General features: G+C 48.6%; 20 protein-coding genes and 1 tRNA gene. 16 read left to right on the forward strand and 5 right to left on the reverse strand.

The features are described from left to right. Positions 1-33 precede the first annotated feature (33 nt). From cysS to QUE60_RS03890, 8 genes are all read left to right on the forward strand, one after another. Entirely contained in the window at positions 34-1,443 is a 1,410-nt protein-coding gene (gene cysS, locus QUE60_RS03855; RefSeq protein WP_286227344.1) for a cysteine--tRNA ligase, read from the forward strand. Then, positions 1,443-2,081, forward strand: coding sequence for a DNA-3-methyladenine glycosylase family protein (locus tag QUE60_RS03860; protein WP_286226028.1), 639 nt, complete (start codon positions 1,443-1,445; stop codon positions 2,079-2,081). Before cysS ends, QUE60_RS03860 begins: the two co-directional genes overlap by 1 nt. Positions 2,082-2,118: 37 nt before the next feature. Continuing rightward, a complete protein-coding gene (locus QUE60_RS03865; protein WP_286224555.1) occupies positions 2,119-3,096 on the forward strand; it encodes an acetyl-CoA carboxylase carboxyltransferase subunit alpha in 978 nt (325 codons plus the stop codon). After that, entirely contained in the window at positions 3,056-4,336 is a 1,281-nt protein-coding gene (tilS, locus tag QUE60_RS03870; protein WP_286227345.1) for a tRNA lysidine(34) synthetase TilS, read from the forward strand. Before QUE60_RS03865 ends, tilS begins: the two co-directional genes overlap by 41 nt. A gap of 51 nt (positions 4,337-4,387) precedes the next feature. Further along, positions 4,388-5,638 (forward strand): aspartate kinase, encoded by a 1,251-nt coding sequence (locus QUE60_RS03875; protein WP_286224557.1) that lies wholly within the window; start codon positions 4,388-4,390, stop codon positions 5,636-5,638. Positions 5,639-5,660: 22 nt separating this feature from the next. Then, a tRNA-Ser gene (locus QUE60_RS03880) sits at positions 5,661-5,755 on the forward strand. A gap of 21 nt (positions 5,756-5,776) precedes the next feature. After that, on the forward strand, positions 5,777-6,577 hold the full coding sequence (locus QUE60_RS03885; protein WP_286227346.1) for an alpha/beta hydrolase: 801 nt from the start codon (positions 5,777-5,779) through the stop codon (positions 6,575-6,577). Next, a complete protein-coding gene (locus QUE60_RS03890) occupies positions 6,574-6,723 on the forward strand; it encodes a DUF2256 domain-containing protein (protein WP_286224577.1) in 150 nt (49 codons plus the stop codon). Before QUE60_RS03885 ends, QUE60_RS03890 begins: the two co-directional genes overlap by 4 nt. Here QUE60_RS03890 and QUE60_RS03895 read toward each other — a convergent pair whose 3' ends face one another. Next, positions 6,724-7,752, reverse strand: a complete 1,029-nt coding sequence (locus tag QUE60_RS03895; RefSeq protein ID WP_286224578.1) for an isocitrate/isopropylmalate dehydrogenase family protein — start codon at positions 7,750-7,752, stop codon at positions 6,724-6,726. It abuts the gene before it with no gap. Positions 7,753-7,816: 64 nt separating this feature from the next. Here QUE60_RS03895 and QUE60_RS03900 point away from each other — a divergent pair, with 64 nt between their 5' ends. Both QUE60_RS03900 and QUE60_RS03905 read left to right on the forward strand, forming a co-directional pair. After that, on the forward strand, positions 7,817-8,407 hold the full coding sequence (locus QUE60_RS03900; RefSeq protein ID WP_286227347.1) for a malonic semialdehyde reductase: 591 nt from the start codon (positions 7,817-7,819) through the stop codon (positions 8,405-8,407). 30 nt (positions 8,408-8,437) lie between these two features. Beyond that, the gene (locus QUE60_RS03905; RefSeq protein ID WP_286226033.1) at positions 8,438-8,614 is read left to right on the forward strand and encodes a hypothetical protein; all 177 of its coding nucleotides are present in this window, start codon (positions 8,438-8,440) and stop codon (positions 8,612-8,614) included. A 2-nt stretch (positions 8,615-8,616) separates the two neighbouring features. Here the strand turns inward: QUE60_RS03905 and QUE60_RS03910 are convergent, their stop codons facing one another. After that, a complete protein-coding gene (locus tag QUE60_RS03910) occupies positions 8,617-9,027 on the reverse strand; it encodes a PaaI family thioesterase (RefSeq protein WP_286227348.1) in 411 nt (136 codons plus the stop codon). Between the two features lie 66 nt (positions 9,028-9,093). On the opposite strand from QUE60_RS03910, the gene QUE60_RS03915 reads away from it, so the two are divergent. Further along, entirely contained in the window at positions 9,094-9,399 is a 306-nt protein-coding gene (locus tag QUE60_RS03915; RefSeq protein WP_286224582.1) for a hypothetical protein, read from the forward strand. Positions 9,400-9,411: 12 nt separating this feature from the next. After that, positions 9,412-9,978, forward strand: a complete 567-nt coding sequence (locus QUE60_RS03920) for an SRPBCC family protein (protein ID WP_286224583.1) — start codon at positions 9,412-9,414, stop codon at positions 9,976-9,978. Between the two features lie 311 nt (positions 9,979-10,289). On the opposite strand, the gene QUE60_RS03925 is transcribed toward QUE60_RS03920, so the two are convergent. Then, positions 10,290-10,694, reverse strand: a complete 405-nt coding sequence (locus tag QUE60_RS03925) for a PIN domain-containing protein (RefSeq protein ID WP_286227349.1) — start codon at positions 10,692-10,694, stop codon at positions 10,290-10,292. Next, positions 10,685-10,939, reverse strand: coding sequence for a TIGR02450 family Trp-rich protein (locus QUE60_RS03930; RefSeq protein WP_286227350.1), 255 nt, complete (start codon positions 10,937-10,939; stop codon positions 10,685-10,687). Before QUE60_RS03930 ends, QUE60_RS03925 begins: the two co-directional genes overlap by 10 nt. A 47-nt stretch (positions 10,940-10,986) precedes the next feature. On the opposite strand from QUE60_RS03930, the gene QUE60_RS03935 reads away from it, so the two are divergent. From QUE60_RS03935 to QUE60_RS03950, 4 genes are all read left to right on the forward strand, one after another. After that, on the forward strand, positions 10,987-11,355 hold the full coding sequence (locus QUE60_RS03935; protein ID WP_286226038.1) for a phage holin family protein: 369 nt from the start codon (positions 10,987-10,989) through the stop codon (positions 11,353-11,355). Next, positions 11,339-12,118: a heme-dependent oxidative N-demethylase subunit alpha family protein gene (locus QUE60_RS03940; protein ID WP_286227351.1), complete on the forward strand. Its 780-nt coding sequence runs from the start codon at positions 11,339-11,341 to the stop codon at positions 12,116-12,118. Before QUE60_RS03935 ends, QUE60_RS03940 begins: the two co-directional genes overlap by 17 nt. Positions 12,119-12,135: 17 nt before the next feature. Next, entirely contained in the window at positions 12,136-12,276 is a 141-nt protein-coding gene (locus QUE60_RS03945) for a hypothetical protein (RefSeq protein ID WP_286224587.1), read from the forward strand. Positions 12,277-12,351: 75 nt separating this feature from the next. Further along, a complete protein-coding gene (locus QUE60_RS03950) occupies positions 12,352-12,732 on the forward strand; it encodes a BLUF domain-containing protein (RefSeq protein WP_286224588.1) in 381 nt (126 codons plus the stop codon). Here the strand turns inward: QUE60_RS03950 and QUE60_RS03955 are convergent, their stop codons facing one another. Further along, complete coding sequence (locus QUE60_RS03955; protein ID WP_286224589.1) at positions 12,733-13,122, reverse strand: hypothetical protein; 390 nt, start codon at positions 13,120-13,122, stop codon at positions 12,733-12,735. Positions 13,123-13,135 lie beyond the last annotated feature (13 nt).

Raw genomic sequence — 13,135 nt, forward strand, 5'->3', positions numbered from 1 at the left:
CCATTTAAGCCCCATCATCCCCAACTACTAATCATGCTGTCGATTTACAACACCCTATCGAGAACCAAAGAGGTCTTTAAGCCCATTGAGCCCGGTAAGGTAAAGATGTATGTATGCGGCATGACCGTATATGACTTTTGTCATTTAGGCCATGCACGGGTGATGATTGTGTTTGACATGGTAGTACGCTGGTTGCGGGCCAGCGGCTATGAAGTGAACTACGTTCGCAACATCACCGATATTGATGACAAGATCATTACGCGAGCGCTTGAGAACCAAGAGCCGATTGCGGTGCTCACTCAGCGTTTCATTAATGCAATGCATGCGGATGCTAAAACCCTCAATCTACTATCACCCGATCATGAGCCCCGGGCTACTCACTACATTACTCAGATGCAAGGATTAATTGGTCGTTTAATTGAGCGTGAGATGGCTTATCAAGGTGATGATGGTGATGTCAACTATGCCGTTCGCCAGTTCCCCAGCTATGGCAAGTTATCCGGCAAATCGATTGACGAACTCCAGGCTGGTGAACGGGTTGCCATTGGCGGTGGTAAGCGCGACCCCCTGGATTTTGTGCTCTGGAAATCCGCCAAGCTTGAGGAGCCTGCTGATACCCGCTGGGCTTCTCCATGGGGCGAGGGACGCCCAGGTTGGCATATTGAGTGCTCGGCGATGTCCTGTGAGTTATTGGGACAGCATTTTGATATTCATGGTGGTGGGGCCGATTTGCAGTTTCCTCATCATGAGAACGAGATCGCGCAAAGTGAAGGCGCGATCTACGGATCTGGCAGTGTTGATCAACCCTTTGTGCGTTACTGGATGCACAACGGCCATATCCGTGTGAACCACGAGAAGATGTCAAAATCCTTGGGTAATTTTTTCTTGATCAAAGATGTGTTGGCCCAGTTTGATCCTGAGGTAGTGCGCTTCTTTATGCTCAAGGCTCACTATCGCAGCCCCATTAATTACTCGGATCATCAGCTTGAAGAAGCGCGCACTGGATTAACCCGTTTGTATACCGCCCTCAGTGAACAAGCAGCTATTCCAAGCAGCAAGCTTGATCCGATCTGGAGAGACCGCTTTGCGCAAGCAATGGACGATGATTTCAACACCCCTGAGGCCATAGCAGTGTTATTTGAGTTGGTGACTGAGAGTCATAAAACCCAGGATGTCGAGCGCAAGCAAGAACTTCTCAACACACTTCATCACTTAGGAAACACGATCGGACTTTTGTATCAGTCACCGCAACAGTTCTTGCAAAGCGGTACGCCTAAAGCTGGCTTAAGCCAGAAGCAGATTGAAGAGCGGATTGCGGCCCGCCAAGCGGCCAAGCAGGCGAAGGACTTTGCCAGCGCGGATGCGATTCGCCAGCAGTTGCTGGACGAGGGAGTCATTTTGGAAGATAAGCCTGGTGGCCAAACCATCTGGCGACGAGCCTAATGCCAAAACCACGCACCAAAAAGCCAAGCTATTGGCAAGACGCCTGTGCGGACCTGATGAAGCAAGATCGGATCCTGCGCAAACTGATTCCCAAGTACGGTGATGGAATGCTGGGAAGTCGGGGCGATGCATTCACGACTCTGGCACGCTCGATCGTTGGCCAGCAAATTTCAGTGGCTGCTGCACAATCGGTGTGGAACCGAACTTTGGAGACCTTAAGTCACGAGGTAACACCGAAGCGCGTACTCGATACCAAACATGATGCCTTACGAGCTTCCGGTTTATCCATGCGCAAGGTGGAGTACATCCGCGATCTAGCCGATCACTTTCATCATGGGCGACTCCAAACCGAGCGCTGGCCCAAAATGGATGATGAAGAGCTCATTAAGGAGTTGAGTGCGATTCGGGGGATTGGACGCTGGACCGCCGAAATGTTTCTGATCTTCAATTTGATGCGTCCCAATGTATTGCCGCTTGACGATATTGGGCTGATTCGGGCAATCTCGATCAATTATTTCAGTGGCGAGCCCGTCACCCGTCATGAGGCCCGCGAGGTGGCAGCCAATTGGGCGCCGTGGCGCACCGTAGCCACTTGGTATATGTGGCGTAGCATTGACCCCATTCCTGTCGAGTACTAATTTTGGGGTAAACCCAAAAAGCACATAAAATTAGGCCATGAAGACCACCTTCCTAGACTTTGAGCAAGCGGTAGCCGAGCTTGAGACCAAAATCGAAGAACTCCGCTATGTGCAAGACGAGTCTTCGGTGGATATCTCAAGCGAGATCAAGACACTTTCAGAAAAAAGCCAACAGCTCACCAAAGAGATCTACGAAAAATTAACGCCTTGGCAGGTCTCTCAAGTCGCCCGTCATCCACAGCGTCCTTACACGCTCGATTACATTCAAGCCTTGTTCACCGATTTTCATGAGTTGCATGGCGATCGAGTCTTTGCCGATGATCAATCGATTATTGGCGGCCTTGCGCGCTTCAATGGCAAGCCTTGCATGGTGATCGGTCACCAAAAGGGTCGGGACACGAAAGAGCGTGCCATGCGTAATTTTGGAATGAGTCGCCCCGAGGGGTATCGCAAGGCGATGCGTCTCATGCGCTTAGCTGAGAAGTTTGGCTTGCCGGTTTTTACCTTCGTGGATACCCCTGGCGCATTCCCAGGGATTGATGCCGAGGAGCGTAACCAATCTGAAGCGATTGGTCATAATCTCTATACCCAGGCCGAACTTAAAGTGCCCATCATCACCACCATTATTGGTGAGGGTGGTTCGGGCGGCGCGCTCGCCATTGCCATGGGTGATGTGGTGATGATGTTGCAATTCTCAACGTATTCCGTTATCTCGCCGGAAGGCTGTGCTTCGATCTTATGGAAGACTGCTGAGAAGGCCCCTGATGCAGCCGAGCAATTAGCGCTTACTGCACAGCGTTTAAAAGACCTTCAATTGATTGATACGATCGTGCCAGAACCTGTCGGTGCCGCTCATCGAGATTACGAAGCCATGATGGCCAATATGAATAAAGCACTTGCCCGCGCTCTTTCGGAGGTTGAAGGTCTCTCTGAGAAAGAACTGCTCGAGCGCCGGCATCAACGGTTTATGAGTTATGGCCAGTTCAAAGAAGTCAAAGCCAAAGACCCAAGCTAAACGAATTGGTGTGGCCTTCAGTGGGGGCCTCGATTCAGTCGTATTGCTCGATGCTGTCAGTAAGGCCTATCCCAACGATGTGGTGTATGCGCTCCATGTGCATCATGGACTCCAAGCGCAGGCAGATGAGTGGTTGCTGTTCTGTGAGCGCCTAGCTAAACACTACAAGATTGCCTTTGACTTCCGACTACTGCATTTGCCAATCACTGCAAACATTGAAGCCCATGCCCGCCAAGCGCGCTATGAGGCATTACTGCAGCTTTGTGATCAACATCAACTCGATCATTTATTGTTTGCTCACCATCAGCACGATCAAGCCGAGACCGTGCTCTTGCAACTCTTGCGCGGTGCAGGACCCGCAGGCCTTGCAGGAATGCCCGCCCACAAAGAGCTGCAAAGCCCTAATGGCAGAACGGTGCAATTATGGCGACCATTACTAGAGCAAGACCGCACCCAATTACAAACCTATGCTAAGCAACACAAATTGTCTTGGGTGGAGGATCCCAGTAATCAAAACACGCGCTATCGCCGCAATGCGATCCGTAAAAAAATTCTGCCAGAGTTAGAGCAGATTCAGGGTGGGGCAATTGCCAATCTAGCGCGTAGTGCGCAATGGCTTGCCCAGTCGCAAGTCCTCATGGACCAACTGGCGCAGCACGATGCGCATACCTGGATCGATCGCAATCAACTCAGCATTGCGCGATTGATGACGCTCCATCGCCAAGACCCTGCGCGTGCGACCAATGTGATGCGTTATTGGCTCAAGCGTAATCAACTATCGATGCCCTCAGCAGAGCGTTTGCAATCCTGGTGGCGTGATCTACAGTCCTTGCGCACCGGTGCTAAGTTGGAGTGGTTGCATGATCGGCATTCCATCCGAGCATGGCGCAATACCTTGCGGATTGAATCTGCGCAAAGATCCAAGCGTGGCCAATGGATTTTTGTGCCAATCCCCGAACGCTCCACTCAAGCGGGCCTATCATGGGAATACTGTCAACAAGCCAAATTGATTGAGAGTAGACCTCGTATGGGAGGTGAGCGCTTAAAGATCAAGCCCAATACTCCCAGCAAAAGCCTGAAAAACTTGTATCAAGAAGCTGGGGTTCCCCCTTGGCAGCGCCAAATCCCGCTCTTATTTATCGATGGCACCCTCATTGCGGCCGAGGGCTTAGGGGTCAGCATTACCCACTTAACGACTAAGGGCCCGCGCGTTTGGCCCGAGTGGTCCTATTTGGATTAAGAAAAACAAAACCCTGTAAAATCATCGATTTTGCAATTCAGTTAAACGGATATGTCTTTAATAGTTCATAAGTACGGCGGCACTTCGATGGGATCCATCGAGCGCATCCAAAATGTGGCCAAACGGGTTGCGAAATGGATGCGGGCTGGTCACCAGGTGGTGGTGGTGCCATCGGCCATGTCAGGTGAGACCAATCGTCTTTTGGGGCTCGCAAAAGAACTAAGCACTTCCCCAAACCCTAGAGAACTCGATCAAATTGCCGCAACCGGTGAGCAGGTCAGCTCCGGTCTGCTTGCGATCGCTCTCCAAGAGCAAGGAATTGATGCGATTAGTTACTCAGGTTGGCAGGTCACGGTTCATACCGATTCGGCCTACACCAAGGCTCGCATCATGGGCATTGATGATGCCAAGATCAAAAAAGATTTAGATGCTGGCAGGGCCGTGGTCATTACCGGATTTCAAGGGGTTGATCCTCAAGGTAACGTGACCACACTAGGTCGTGGCGGTTCAGACACCTCAGCAGTTGCTGTTGCCGCTGCTCTAAAAGCTGATGAGTGCTTAATCTATACCGATGTGGATGGCGTATATACCACTGACCCTCGTGTTTGTGAGGACGCGCGTCGCCTCGATCAGATTACCTTTGAAGAGATGCTGGAAATGGCAAGCCTTGGCTCCAAGGTCTTGCAAATACGCTCAGTGGAGTTTGCTGGTAAGTACAAAGTGAAGACCCGTGTGTTGTCATCGCTGACTGATCCACTAATTCCCCTTGATCAAGAAATGAAGTCGGGTACTTTAATTACCTTTGAAGAGGATACCACCATGGAAGCCGCTGTTATCTCAGGAATCGCATTTGCACGCGATGAGGCCAAGATCACTGTGATTGATGTACCAGATCGCCCTGGTATCGCCTATCAAATCTTGGGCCCCATTGCTGAAGCCAATATTGATGTGGACATGATTATTCAGAACCAATCGGTTGAGGGTAAGACCGATTTCACTTTTACAGTGCCGCGTGCTGATTATCAAAAAGCCCTCGATTTGCTGAAAAAGAGTGTGCAAGCGCATATTGGCGCCAAAGACATTATTGGCGATCCCAAGGTGTCGAAAGTATCCGTGGTTGGCGTTGGAATGCGTTCCCACGTTGGTGTAGCTAGTAAGATGTTTAGAACCTTATCGGAGGAGGGCATCAATATTTTGATGATCTCAACCAGTGAGATTAAGATCTCAGTCGTGATTGATGAGAAATACATGGAACTCGCAGTCAGAGCTCTCCATAAAGCCTTTGAATTGGATCAGAAGTAAACTAGTGGTATTGAAGTAATACGGAGACGTGGCCGAGCTGGTCGAAGGCACTCCCCTGCTAAGGGAGCATCTGTGCTAAAACACGGATCGGAGGTTCGAATCCTCTCGTCTCCGCCAATCACTGGAAGGAAGAACTCAATGCAACTTCCTCTTATTTGTCGGCTCGCTTTAGCCTCGATTCTTCTTTGCTTCACAAGCTTTGCTCAGTCCGCCACTAAGGACTGTGTATTTGTTTTGATGCATGGCAAGTGGGGCGGCCCGCAATCTCCCTATCTTAAGGAATTAGCCAAGCAAGTAAGTACAGTATGCGAGGTTGAGCTTCGCGAAATGCCATGGTCTCGAAACCGTAACTACGATGAAACCTACGAGAGTGCCCTCAATCAATTAGCAGGAAGTGTTAAAGGGTATCGAACAAAAGGTTATCGCCTAGTTTTTATCGGCGGACAGAGTTTTGGGGCAAATGCTGCCATGGCATATCAGGCCTATATTGGTGATGCCGATGCCATTATTGCTTTAGCGCCTGGACACTCCCCAAGTTTGATGTATGAGCGTGGCATGACCGGATCCGACTTGGAGCGTGCTCAAAAGGCTATTGCCGATGGAAAACCAGATGCCTTAATTTCATTTACGGATCTGAATCAAGGTCGACAGAGAGATTTTAAAATTCGGGCTGATGTATTTTGGAGTTACTTTAATCCTAATGGACTTGGTAACATGACCTTAACCGCTTCACAATTCAAGAAAAGCACGCCTTTTATGTGGGTCATCGGGCGTTTAGACCCTCTGTATCCATCAGGATCTGCCTATGCATTTGATCGTGTGCCACCAAACCCCAATAATACCTATGTGGTAGTTAGCGCTGACCACGCCACAACCCCAGAGGAAGCTGCTCCGCAAGTGTTGAATTGGGTTAAAAAAGTAAGTACTACGAAGCCGTGAAGCAATCTTTTAAAGGCAATAAAAGCTATTTACCCAGTAAGCCTTGTGCTGTATGTGGTCGCACTATGACTTGGCGTAAGTCTTGGGCCAAAAACTGGGAGAGTGTGTTGTACTGCTCTGAGGCCTGTCGTAAAAAAGGCAAATAACTAATTAACGAGACGCTTACAGACTGCGTCGGTAAACTCCTTAGTCGTTGCCTTACCCTTGAGATCCCCAGTGCGGATCTGGTCAACATTGAGTGTATCGATAATGGCAGTACGCAAACGCGTTGCTAAATCCTGTTTGCCCACATGATCAAGCATCATGGCCGATGCCAACAGAATGGAGATCGGATTAGCAATCCCTTTGCCCGCAATATCGGGAGCTGAGCCGTGCACGGCTTCAAAGATTGCTGTGTTGGTTCCAATATTCCCACCGGGTGCCATTCCAAGACCGCCCACTAAGCCTGCAATTTGATCGGACAAAATGTCGCCAAAGAGATTGGTACATAACAACATATCAAAGCGCCAGGGATTCATGACCAGCTGCATGGCGCATGCGTCCACAATCATGTCGTCCATCTCAACTCGACCTTCATACTCTTTAGATACATCTCGTGCAGCATCCAGAAAGATACCAGTAAGGAGCTTCAGAATATTGGCTTTATGCACGACGGTAATCTTCTTACGACCATTCTTGAGGGCATACTCAAAAGCAAAGCGTGCAATCCGTTTACTACCTTCATAGGTGTTCATGCCGGTTGATACAGCTACGGCTTTAGGATTGTCACCAACTGGTATTAAGTATTCATGGGCTACATAAAAGCCGCCCAAGTTCTCTCGAATTAGAACGATATCGATGTCTTCATAGCGACCCGGGATCATTGTTTTAGCTGGGCGCACGTTGGCATACAACTCAAACTCCTCACGCAAGCGCACATTGGAGGAGCGAAAGCCGCCACCAACTGGCGTAGTCAGGGGACCCTTTAAGGCCAGATGATTCTTACGAATACTCTCGAGGGTTTGGGCAGGCAAAGGATCACCCAGCGCCTCAACGCCCGCAACCCCAGCTTGCTGAACATCCCAGGCAAACGGGCTGCCTAGAGTTTCAAAGATCTGGATGGTGGACTCGACGATCTCGGGGCCGATTCCATCTCCGGGGATGAGGGTGGCGGTCAAGGGTTTGGATGAGCTCATGGCGGATGCTTGGATTATGATCAGAATTCTCCATTTTAGATCCTTTGAGTGATACCAAAACAAAATGACCAAGCCCATACCGACTTCTGTCCAAGAGCAGCTCTTTACTGAGGCAAGAACCGTGCACGCCTTTGAATCACACCCCATCAGTGACGAACAAATTGGCCGGTTGTATGAGTTGATGAAATGGGGGCCGACCGCGTTTAATGCGCAGCCCGGACGCTATGTCTTTTTGCGAAGTGAAGCGGCAAAAGAGCGCTTATTGCCAGCGTTAAGCCCGGGAAACGTTGCTCAAGTGAAAAGTGCATCGGCAACTGTCATCATTGCCTACGACACACAATTTTATGAACACTTACCAAGCCTATATCCGGCCATGGACGCTAAATCCTTCTTTGAGGGAAAGCCAGCGGTAACCGAAGTAGCTGCTCTGCGTAATAGCTCCTTGCAAGGCGCTTACTTGCTATTCGCTGCGCGTAGCTTAGGTTGGGATTGTGGGCCGATGTCGGGATTTGATCCGGCTAAAGTCAATCAAGCATTTTTTCCGGATGGGCGCTATCACGCTAATTTCTTAATGAACATTGGTGTCGCCAATCCGAGCGGAATTTACCCACGAGGGCCTCGTTTAGCCTTTGGGGACGTTGCCCAAATCCTCTAAACTGAGAACTATTTAACAAAAGGAAGAACCATGGGCTATTTCCCCACCGATACGCTGCGCCGCGTGATGATGGCAATCTTTGTGGTCCTCGCGATCATTGAGCTAAGCCGGGGATCATGGTTCTTTATTGTGGATGTCCTCTTTGCATTGTCACTTTCACCAAAAATCTTGGCTACCGTGATCGGTATCTTTAAACGCAAAGAATAAGTTCAGGATTGCGGGGGTATCGAGTAGGTTGCAGTCGCATGGGCAATTGGATCGGGATCGGATCCTGAGTAAATGAAGACCTCCCCAACCACCAGGCTCTTACCCAATTTTAGAAGTCGAGACTGAGCACGAATTTCAGGGCTGGCTTGGGGTCGTCTTAAGAAATTGATATTCAAGCTAGTAGTGACAGTAAGTGGCACGATACCAATTTCACCCAGAATCGCCACATAAAGTGCAACATCAGCGAGCGCCATCATGGTGGGTCCTGAAACCGTTCCTCCTGGGCGTAGCTCACCGTGACCTACCGGATGAGTAACTAATGCCGCACGGTTACCCACTTCCAGAATCTGACACTTAGTTTGTGGAAAATCCTTCTTAAAGAAGGCAGCAATTTCATCTCGGGTAGCTGGCATACAAATGAATCCTAATTAATTTAATCAATCATTTTAGGTGAGCCCAAAGAGTGGTTTAATACGGGGATGCGCCTATCTATTTCCCTCTCCAGTTTTCTGATATCAGCCGCCACCGCTAATCTAGCGCTTGCGCAAGTATCACCGCTACAGCCCAACGAGCTAAAAGCTATTAACGAGCAACCTTTAGTGCCCCCACAAGGGGTCATGGGCAAACCTAAGCCATTACCACCAGAGACTCCTCCGCAAGGCATCATTATTGGCCCCAATTATCAAAGCGACACGCGTGGTGAAGCGGAAGCGAAGTCCTTAGAAGATAATTCAGCGCAGCCCATGAACCCACGCGAGGGATTAATCACCATCCCATTTAATTAATCCGCGTTACCAATGTTGTTTAGAACGCTTTGCAGTATTTTGCTTTGGGCATCTTGTTCCCTGGCATGGCCCTCATCTAATTCCTATGATCTCAATCTTCAGGTCTACCCCAAAGGAGATCGGTTTCAGATCATTGCCAATTACAAAGTTGCCTTGACCCCATGCCAGGCCTTGCTATACCTGAAGGACTACGAGGGTGCGAAGTCGATACCAGGAATTAAAGAATCCAAGATTGTGAAGCGCAGTGGAAACCAAGTCATCGTAGAGCGCGTGGTGGAGGACCGCATCCTCTTAATCCCAATTGAGTTACGCTCCACGGTTCAGTACAAAGAGCTCTCAGATCAAATCATCGACTTTGAACAAATTAGTGGTGACGCCAAGTTATATCAAGGAACGTGGCGCATCGAGCCCGAAGGCAATGCAACCCGTTTCCAGTTTCGAGCCAATGTCGAGCTCGATTCCATAGTACCAAATTTCATTATTGAGTACTTTATTAAGAACCAAATGAGTAAGCGTTTTGAGATGATGGCAGAGAGCGCCAATCAGCGCGCCTCAACGCTGAAACTGAATTGCCCTTAGCAAAAAGCCCGACGGGTATGCCGCCGGGCCGTACCACTCTTCTGAGTGGTTATCGTCGCTACGGGAGTTTGCTGTCCCGTATTGAGAAGGGCACAAGAATGTACCCATTAAAGCTGGTATTGCTACCAGGCGGGTCACACAATGACTGCGACACCACGATTTCATCTTAGGGGCGTCACCAAGTGCTGTCAAGGAAACCAATCATGAAATTTATTTATCAATAATCGATTTAAGCAAATCGGTATAAGCCAATGTTTTTACTCTTTTATTGCAACGAAGCAAATGATGAGGAGCGCGATCAATATCCTCAACTAAGCAGGGTAACTTTGAACCCAAACATCGTGCGTACTCAAGACCCGTTGCATCTGCAAAATCTTTCGATCCTTAGTCATTAATTGACTAGGGCGGTAGTGATATGCCAAATCAATAAAGGGTTGATCATCTGGATCATCGCAGCGATACGAGCAGCGCGGTGGCGTGGGTTTATGAATCGCCATCTGAGTCCAGGAGCCCAGCAAAGTCGATTGATCATTTGAGTTCTGAGCAAATTGTGGACGGGCGATGACGTCGGTGAGCTCAAGGAGCATCTCGGAGCTGTAAATAAGCTCAAACTGTCCCCGAGCAATGCCATCACGAATCCAATCGGCACGTGGATCTTGAAACACCAACAGATCAAGCACGATATTGGTGTCAAGAACCAGAGTTGTTATTGCCATCCGTGCAGCCAACGATCTAAATCCTTCAGTTCAGTCCAGAGCAGAAGATAGCGCCGCTTCGTTAGAACTGCCTCGAGCTCGACATAGTTTTTCGGAATCGTTTGGTCGCTCGGCAATTGCGGATCATGGACCCTGCTCACCAGAAAATGCTTCTCTCGATGTTGAGGGATGACCGCCGTCCATTTCGTAAGTAATAATTTTTTATGCGAAAGAGGGCGTTTTTGCGACTTGTCGGGTGGGGCCATGATTATTCCTTATACTCGATTCTAATCATTCCTATGAAGAGAAAACCATGACCTTATTCATGCTGACCTGGGCAATTACGTCCTTATCCCTATGGGCGGCAACCTATGTATTTGATGGCTTGCAATTTAATGATTCTGGAGCATTAATTATTTCTGCTCTTGTCTTGGGCCTTGCTAACGCCATCGTCCGTCCTTTATTGATCCTGTTTACCTTACCGCTTACCATCCTTAGTCTTGGATTCTTCTTACTGGTGATTAATGCCTTGGTACTGATGCTGGTTGCTCAGGTGGTCAACGGTTTTATCCTCTCCGGATTTTGGACCGCCTTCTTTGCCAGCATCTTTATTGCCATTCTGAACGCCATCATCGGTTCCTTATTTAGCATCAATCGCATCAAAATTGAGCGCATCCGCTAAGCATCCTGCCTTCGTAGTTGAGGTGCCCTATACCACCTCGCCAAAGATGAGCCGGTATGCAGGCCCATTAATGGATGCTCATCCGGACCCTCGTTATTTAGAAGCTAAGAACCATGAGCTTGCTCTTCTTGGGTCTGAGTTATGTGCCCAGCAGGACGCCGAGCAAACGCGGGAACTGATTACTAAAGCGGCACATGCTCTCAATTTGCCAGAAGCCAGAACTATTCGGAAGATTGATGATTTGGCGCTATGCCTCAATGAGGATGTTGCGCTGTTGGAGAACGATACCCTCACGGCCATTTGCTTTTGCTTTCCCAGTAGTTGGATACCTGCTAAACGTCTTGGCATGCCACTCGCACAAATTCATCATCCGGTTGCGGATGGGGAGCGACTGGTGCAGGCCAGTCCAAAGATCGCCCATGTCATGAGCGATCCTCAGCAAGGATCCTTTCGGCGTTTTGTCTGGACGATTAGCAATAGTCCCGAACTCAGTCAACATCCATCACGAAAGTCAAATGCAACACCACAAAGGATCGATGATCTGTATTACCGCTTAGAAACTCAAACCACTATGCCAATCAACACCTCTCAGGGAAGAGCCAGTCTATTTCTTGTGAAGGTTGAGGTTTGCCCATTGATGGTGTTTTGGCAAAACCCAGAACAACGCACTCAAATCTGTGCGAGTATTCAATCGATGAGTGAAGCGGTATTGGAGTACAAAAATTTACACTCGATTAAAGCCTTACTACTTCAGAATAGGTGATTGAATAGGGTTATGAAATGGAAAGTTTTGGACCGATTATTCTGATTGAGGTCATCCTCGTATTTGGAGGGGTGCTACTCTTTGCATGGTGGCAATTGCGCGATCTCAAGAAAGAACGCGAGAAGGATCAAAAAAAGAGGGAAGAGGATAAATCCTAAGCATATTGCACTGCATCGATAGACATCATCTCAAATACTTGCTAAAACTTAGAATTACACTAAGATGAACTTATTGTGCCAAAACCAGCCACAAAATACTTCCCTGAAGAGAGCTACACCGAACTCGATTTGGTCAGTCTGTCCTACGTCAGTGATGCAACCGAAGAGTTTGGCATTTTGGCATTGATGCAGCTAGTAGATAAGGCATCACGTCGCAATAAGAGCTTAAACATCACTGGCGTTTTATCCTTTGACAATGGTCGCTTTGGTCAAATATTGGAGGGTAAGCCCAAGGATGTGGAATTGCTTTGGGAGGCTATCCAGCGTGATCCACGTCATTCCAATGTAGTATCGCTCGGTATGAAGCGTATCAATTCTAGGCGCTTTGCAAACTGGTCCATGCGTCTGTGTGGCCGAGAAGAAATTACTTCCGCTAATCCCGACATCAAGCTCTAATTATTTTTGTAACTCGCATTGCATGATGGGATATCCATCTTGCAAGCTTGCCTGCACATACTGATCGGTCTTTGATACATACACCTTCACTCCTTTGCCGTCGCCAATATTGTTGACATTGGTAAAGAGTGCGGTCTTACTGTCAATCCGTTTTAAGCTTGCAATCGTGGTCGGTTCACCGATACTAAATTTAGAGCCCGTCCAGCGGTCGGGTCGAATGAAGTCGCCCTTAACCAGTTTGCCGCGGTAGGTCTTCATATAAATACAATCTTTTTGATTGAGGATCAAATCAACTGGATCATCTTTACGGTCAAACCAGCTTGCCTGTAATAAGGAACTTGATAGAAGTAGCATCACGCACAATAAAGGGTTAATCAAGCGCTTCTTCATGATGCGAGAATTA

The sequence above is a fragment of the Polynucleobacter sp. HIN11 genome, from assembly GCF_030297675.1.
Lineage (GTDB): Bacteria > Pseudomonadota > Gammaproteobacteria > Burkholderiales > Burkholderiaceae > Polynucleobacter.

What these genes read in the sequence shown, in the direction of transcription:
- cysS (WP_286227344.1), top strand. Translation starts at nt 34, where the DNA reads ATGCTGTCGATTTACAACACCCTATCGAGAACCAAAGAGGTCTTTAAG.
- QUE60_RS03860 (WP_286226028.1), top strand. Translation starts at nt 1,443, where the DNA reads ATGCCAAAACCACGCACCAAAAAGCCAAGCTATTGGCAAGACGCCTGT.
- QUE60_RS03865 (WP_286224555.1), top strand. Translation starts at nt 2,119, where the DNA reads ATGAAGACCACCTTCCTAGACTTTGAGCAAGCGGTAGCCGAGCTTGAG.
- tilS (WP_286227345.1), top strand. Translation starts at nt 3,056, where the DNA reads ATGGCCAGTTCAAAGAAGTCAAAGCCAAAGACCCAAGCTAAACGAATT.
- QUE60_RS03875 (WP_286224557.1), top strand. Translation starts at nt 4,388, where the DNA reads ATGTCTTTAATAGTTCATAAGTACGGCGGCACTTCGATGGGATCCATC.
- QUE60_RS03885 (WP_286227346.1), top strand. Translation starts at nt 5,777, where the DNA reads ATGCAACTTCCTCTTATTTGTCGGCTCGCTTTAGCCTCGATTCTTCTT.
- QUE60_RS03895 (WP_286224578.1), bottom strand. Translation starts at nt 7,752, where the DNA reads ATGAGCTCATCCAAACCCTTGACCGCCACCCTCATCCCCGGAGATGGA.
- QUE60_RS03900 (WP_286227347.1), top strand. Translation starts at nt 7,817, where the DNA reads ATGACCAAGCCCATACCGACTTCTGTCCAAGAGCAGCTCTTTACTGAG.
- QUE60_RS03905 (WP_286226033.1), top strand. Translation starts at nt 8,438, where the DNA reads ATGGGCTATTTCCCCACCGATACGCTGCGCCGCGTGATGATGGCAATC.
- QUE60_RS03910 (WP_286227348.1), bottom strand. Translation starts at nt 9,027, where the DNA reads ATGCCAGCTACCCGAGATGAAATTGCTGCCTTCTTTAAGAAGGATTTT.
- QUE60_RS03915 (WP_286224582.1), top strand. Translation starts at nt 9,094, where the DNA reads ATGCGCCTATCTATTTCCCTCTCCAGTTTTCTGATATCAGCCGCCACC.
- QUE60_RS03920 (WP_286224583.1), top strand. Translation starts at nt 9,412, where the DNA reads ATGTTGTTTAGAACGCTTTGCAGTATTTTGCTTTGGGCATCTTGTTCC.
- QUE60_RS03925 (WP_286227349.1), bottom strand. Translation starts at nt 10,694, where the DNA reads ATGGCAATAACAACTCTGGTTCTTGACACCAATATCGTGCTTGATCTG.
- QUE60_RS03930 (WP_286227350.1), bottom strand. Translation starts at nt 10,939, where the DNA reads ATGGCCCCACCCGACAAGTCGCAAAAACGCCCTCTTTCGCATAAAAAA.
- QUE60_RS03935 (WP_286226038.1), top strand. Translation starts at nt 10,987, where the DNA reads ATGACCTTATTCATGCTGACCTGGGCAATTACGTCCTTATCCCTATGG.
- QUE60_RS03945 (WP_286224587.1), top strand. Translation starts at nt 12,136, where the DNA reads ATGGAAAGTTTTGGACCGATTATTCTGATTGAGGTCATCCTCGTATTT.
- QUE60_RS03955 (WP_286224589.1), bottom strand. Translation starts at nt 13,122, where the DNA reads ATGAAGAAGCGCTTGATTAACCCTTTATTGTGCGTGATGCTACTTCTA.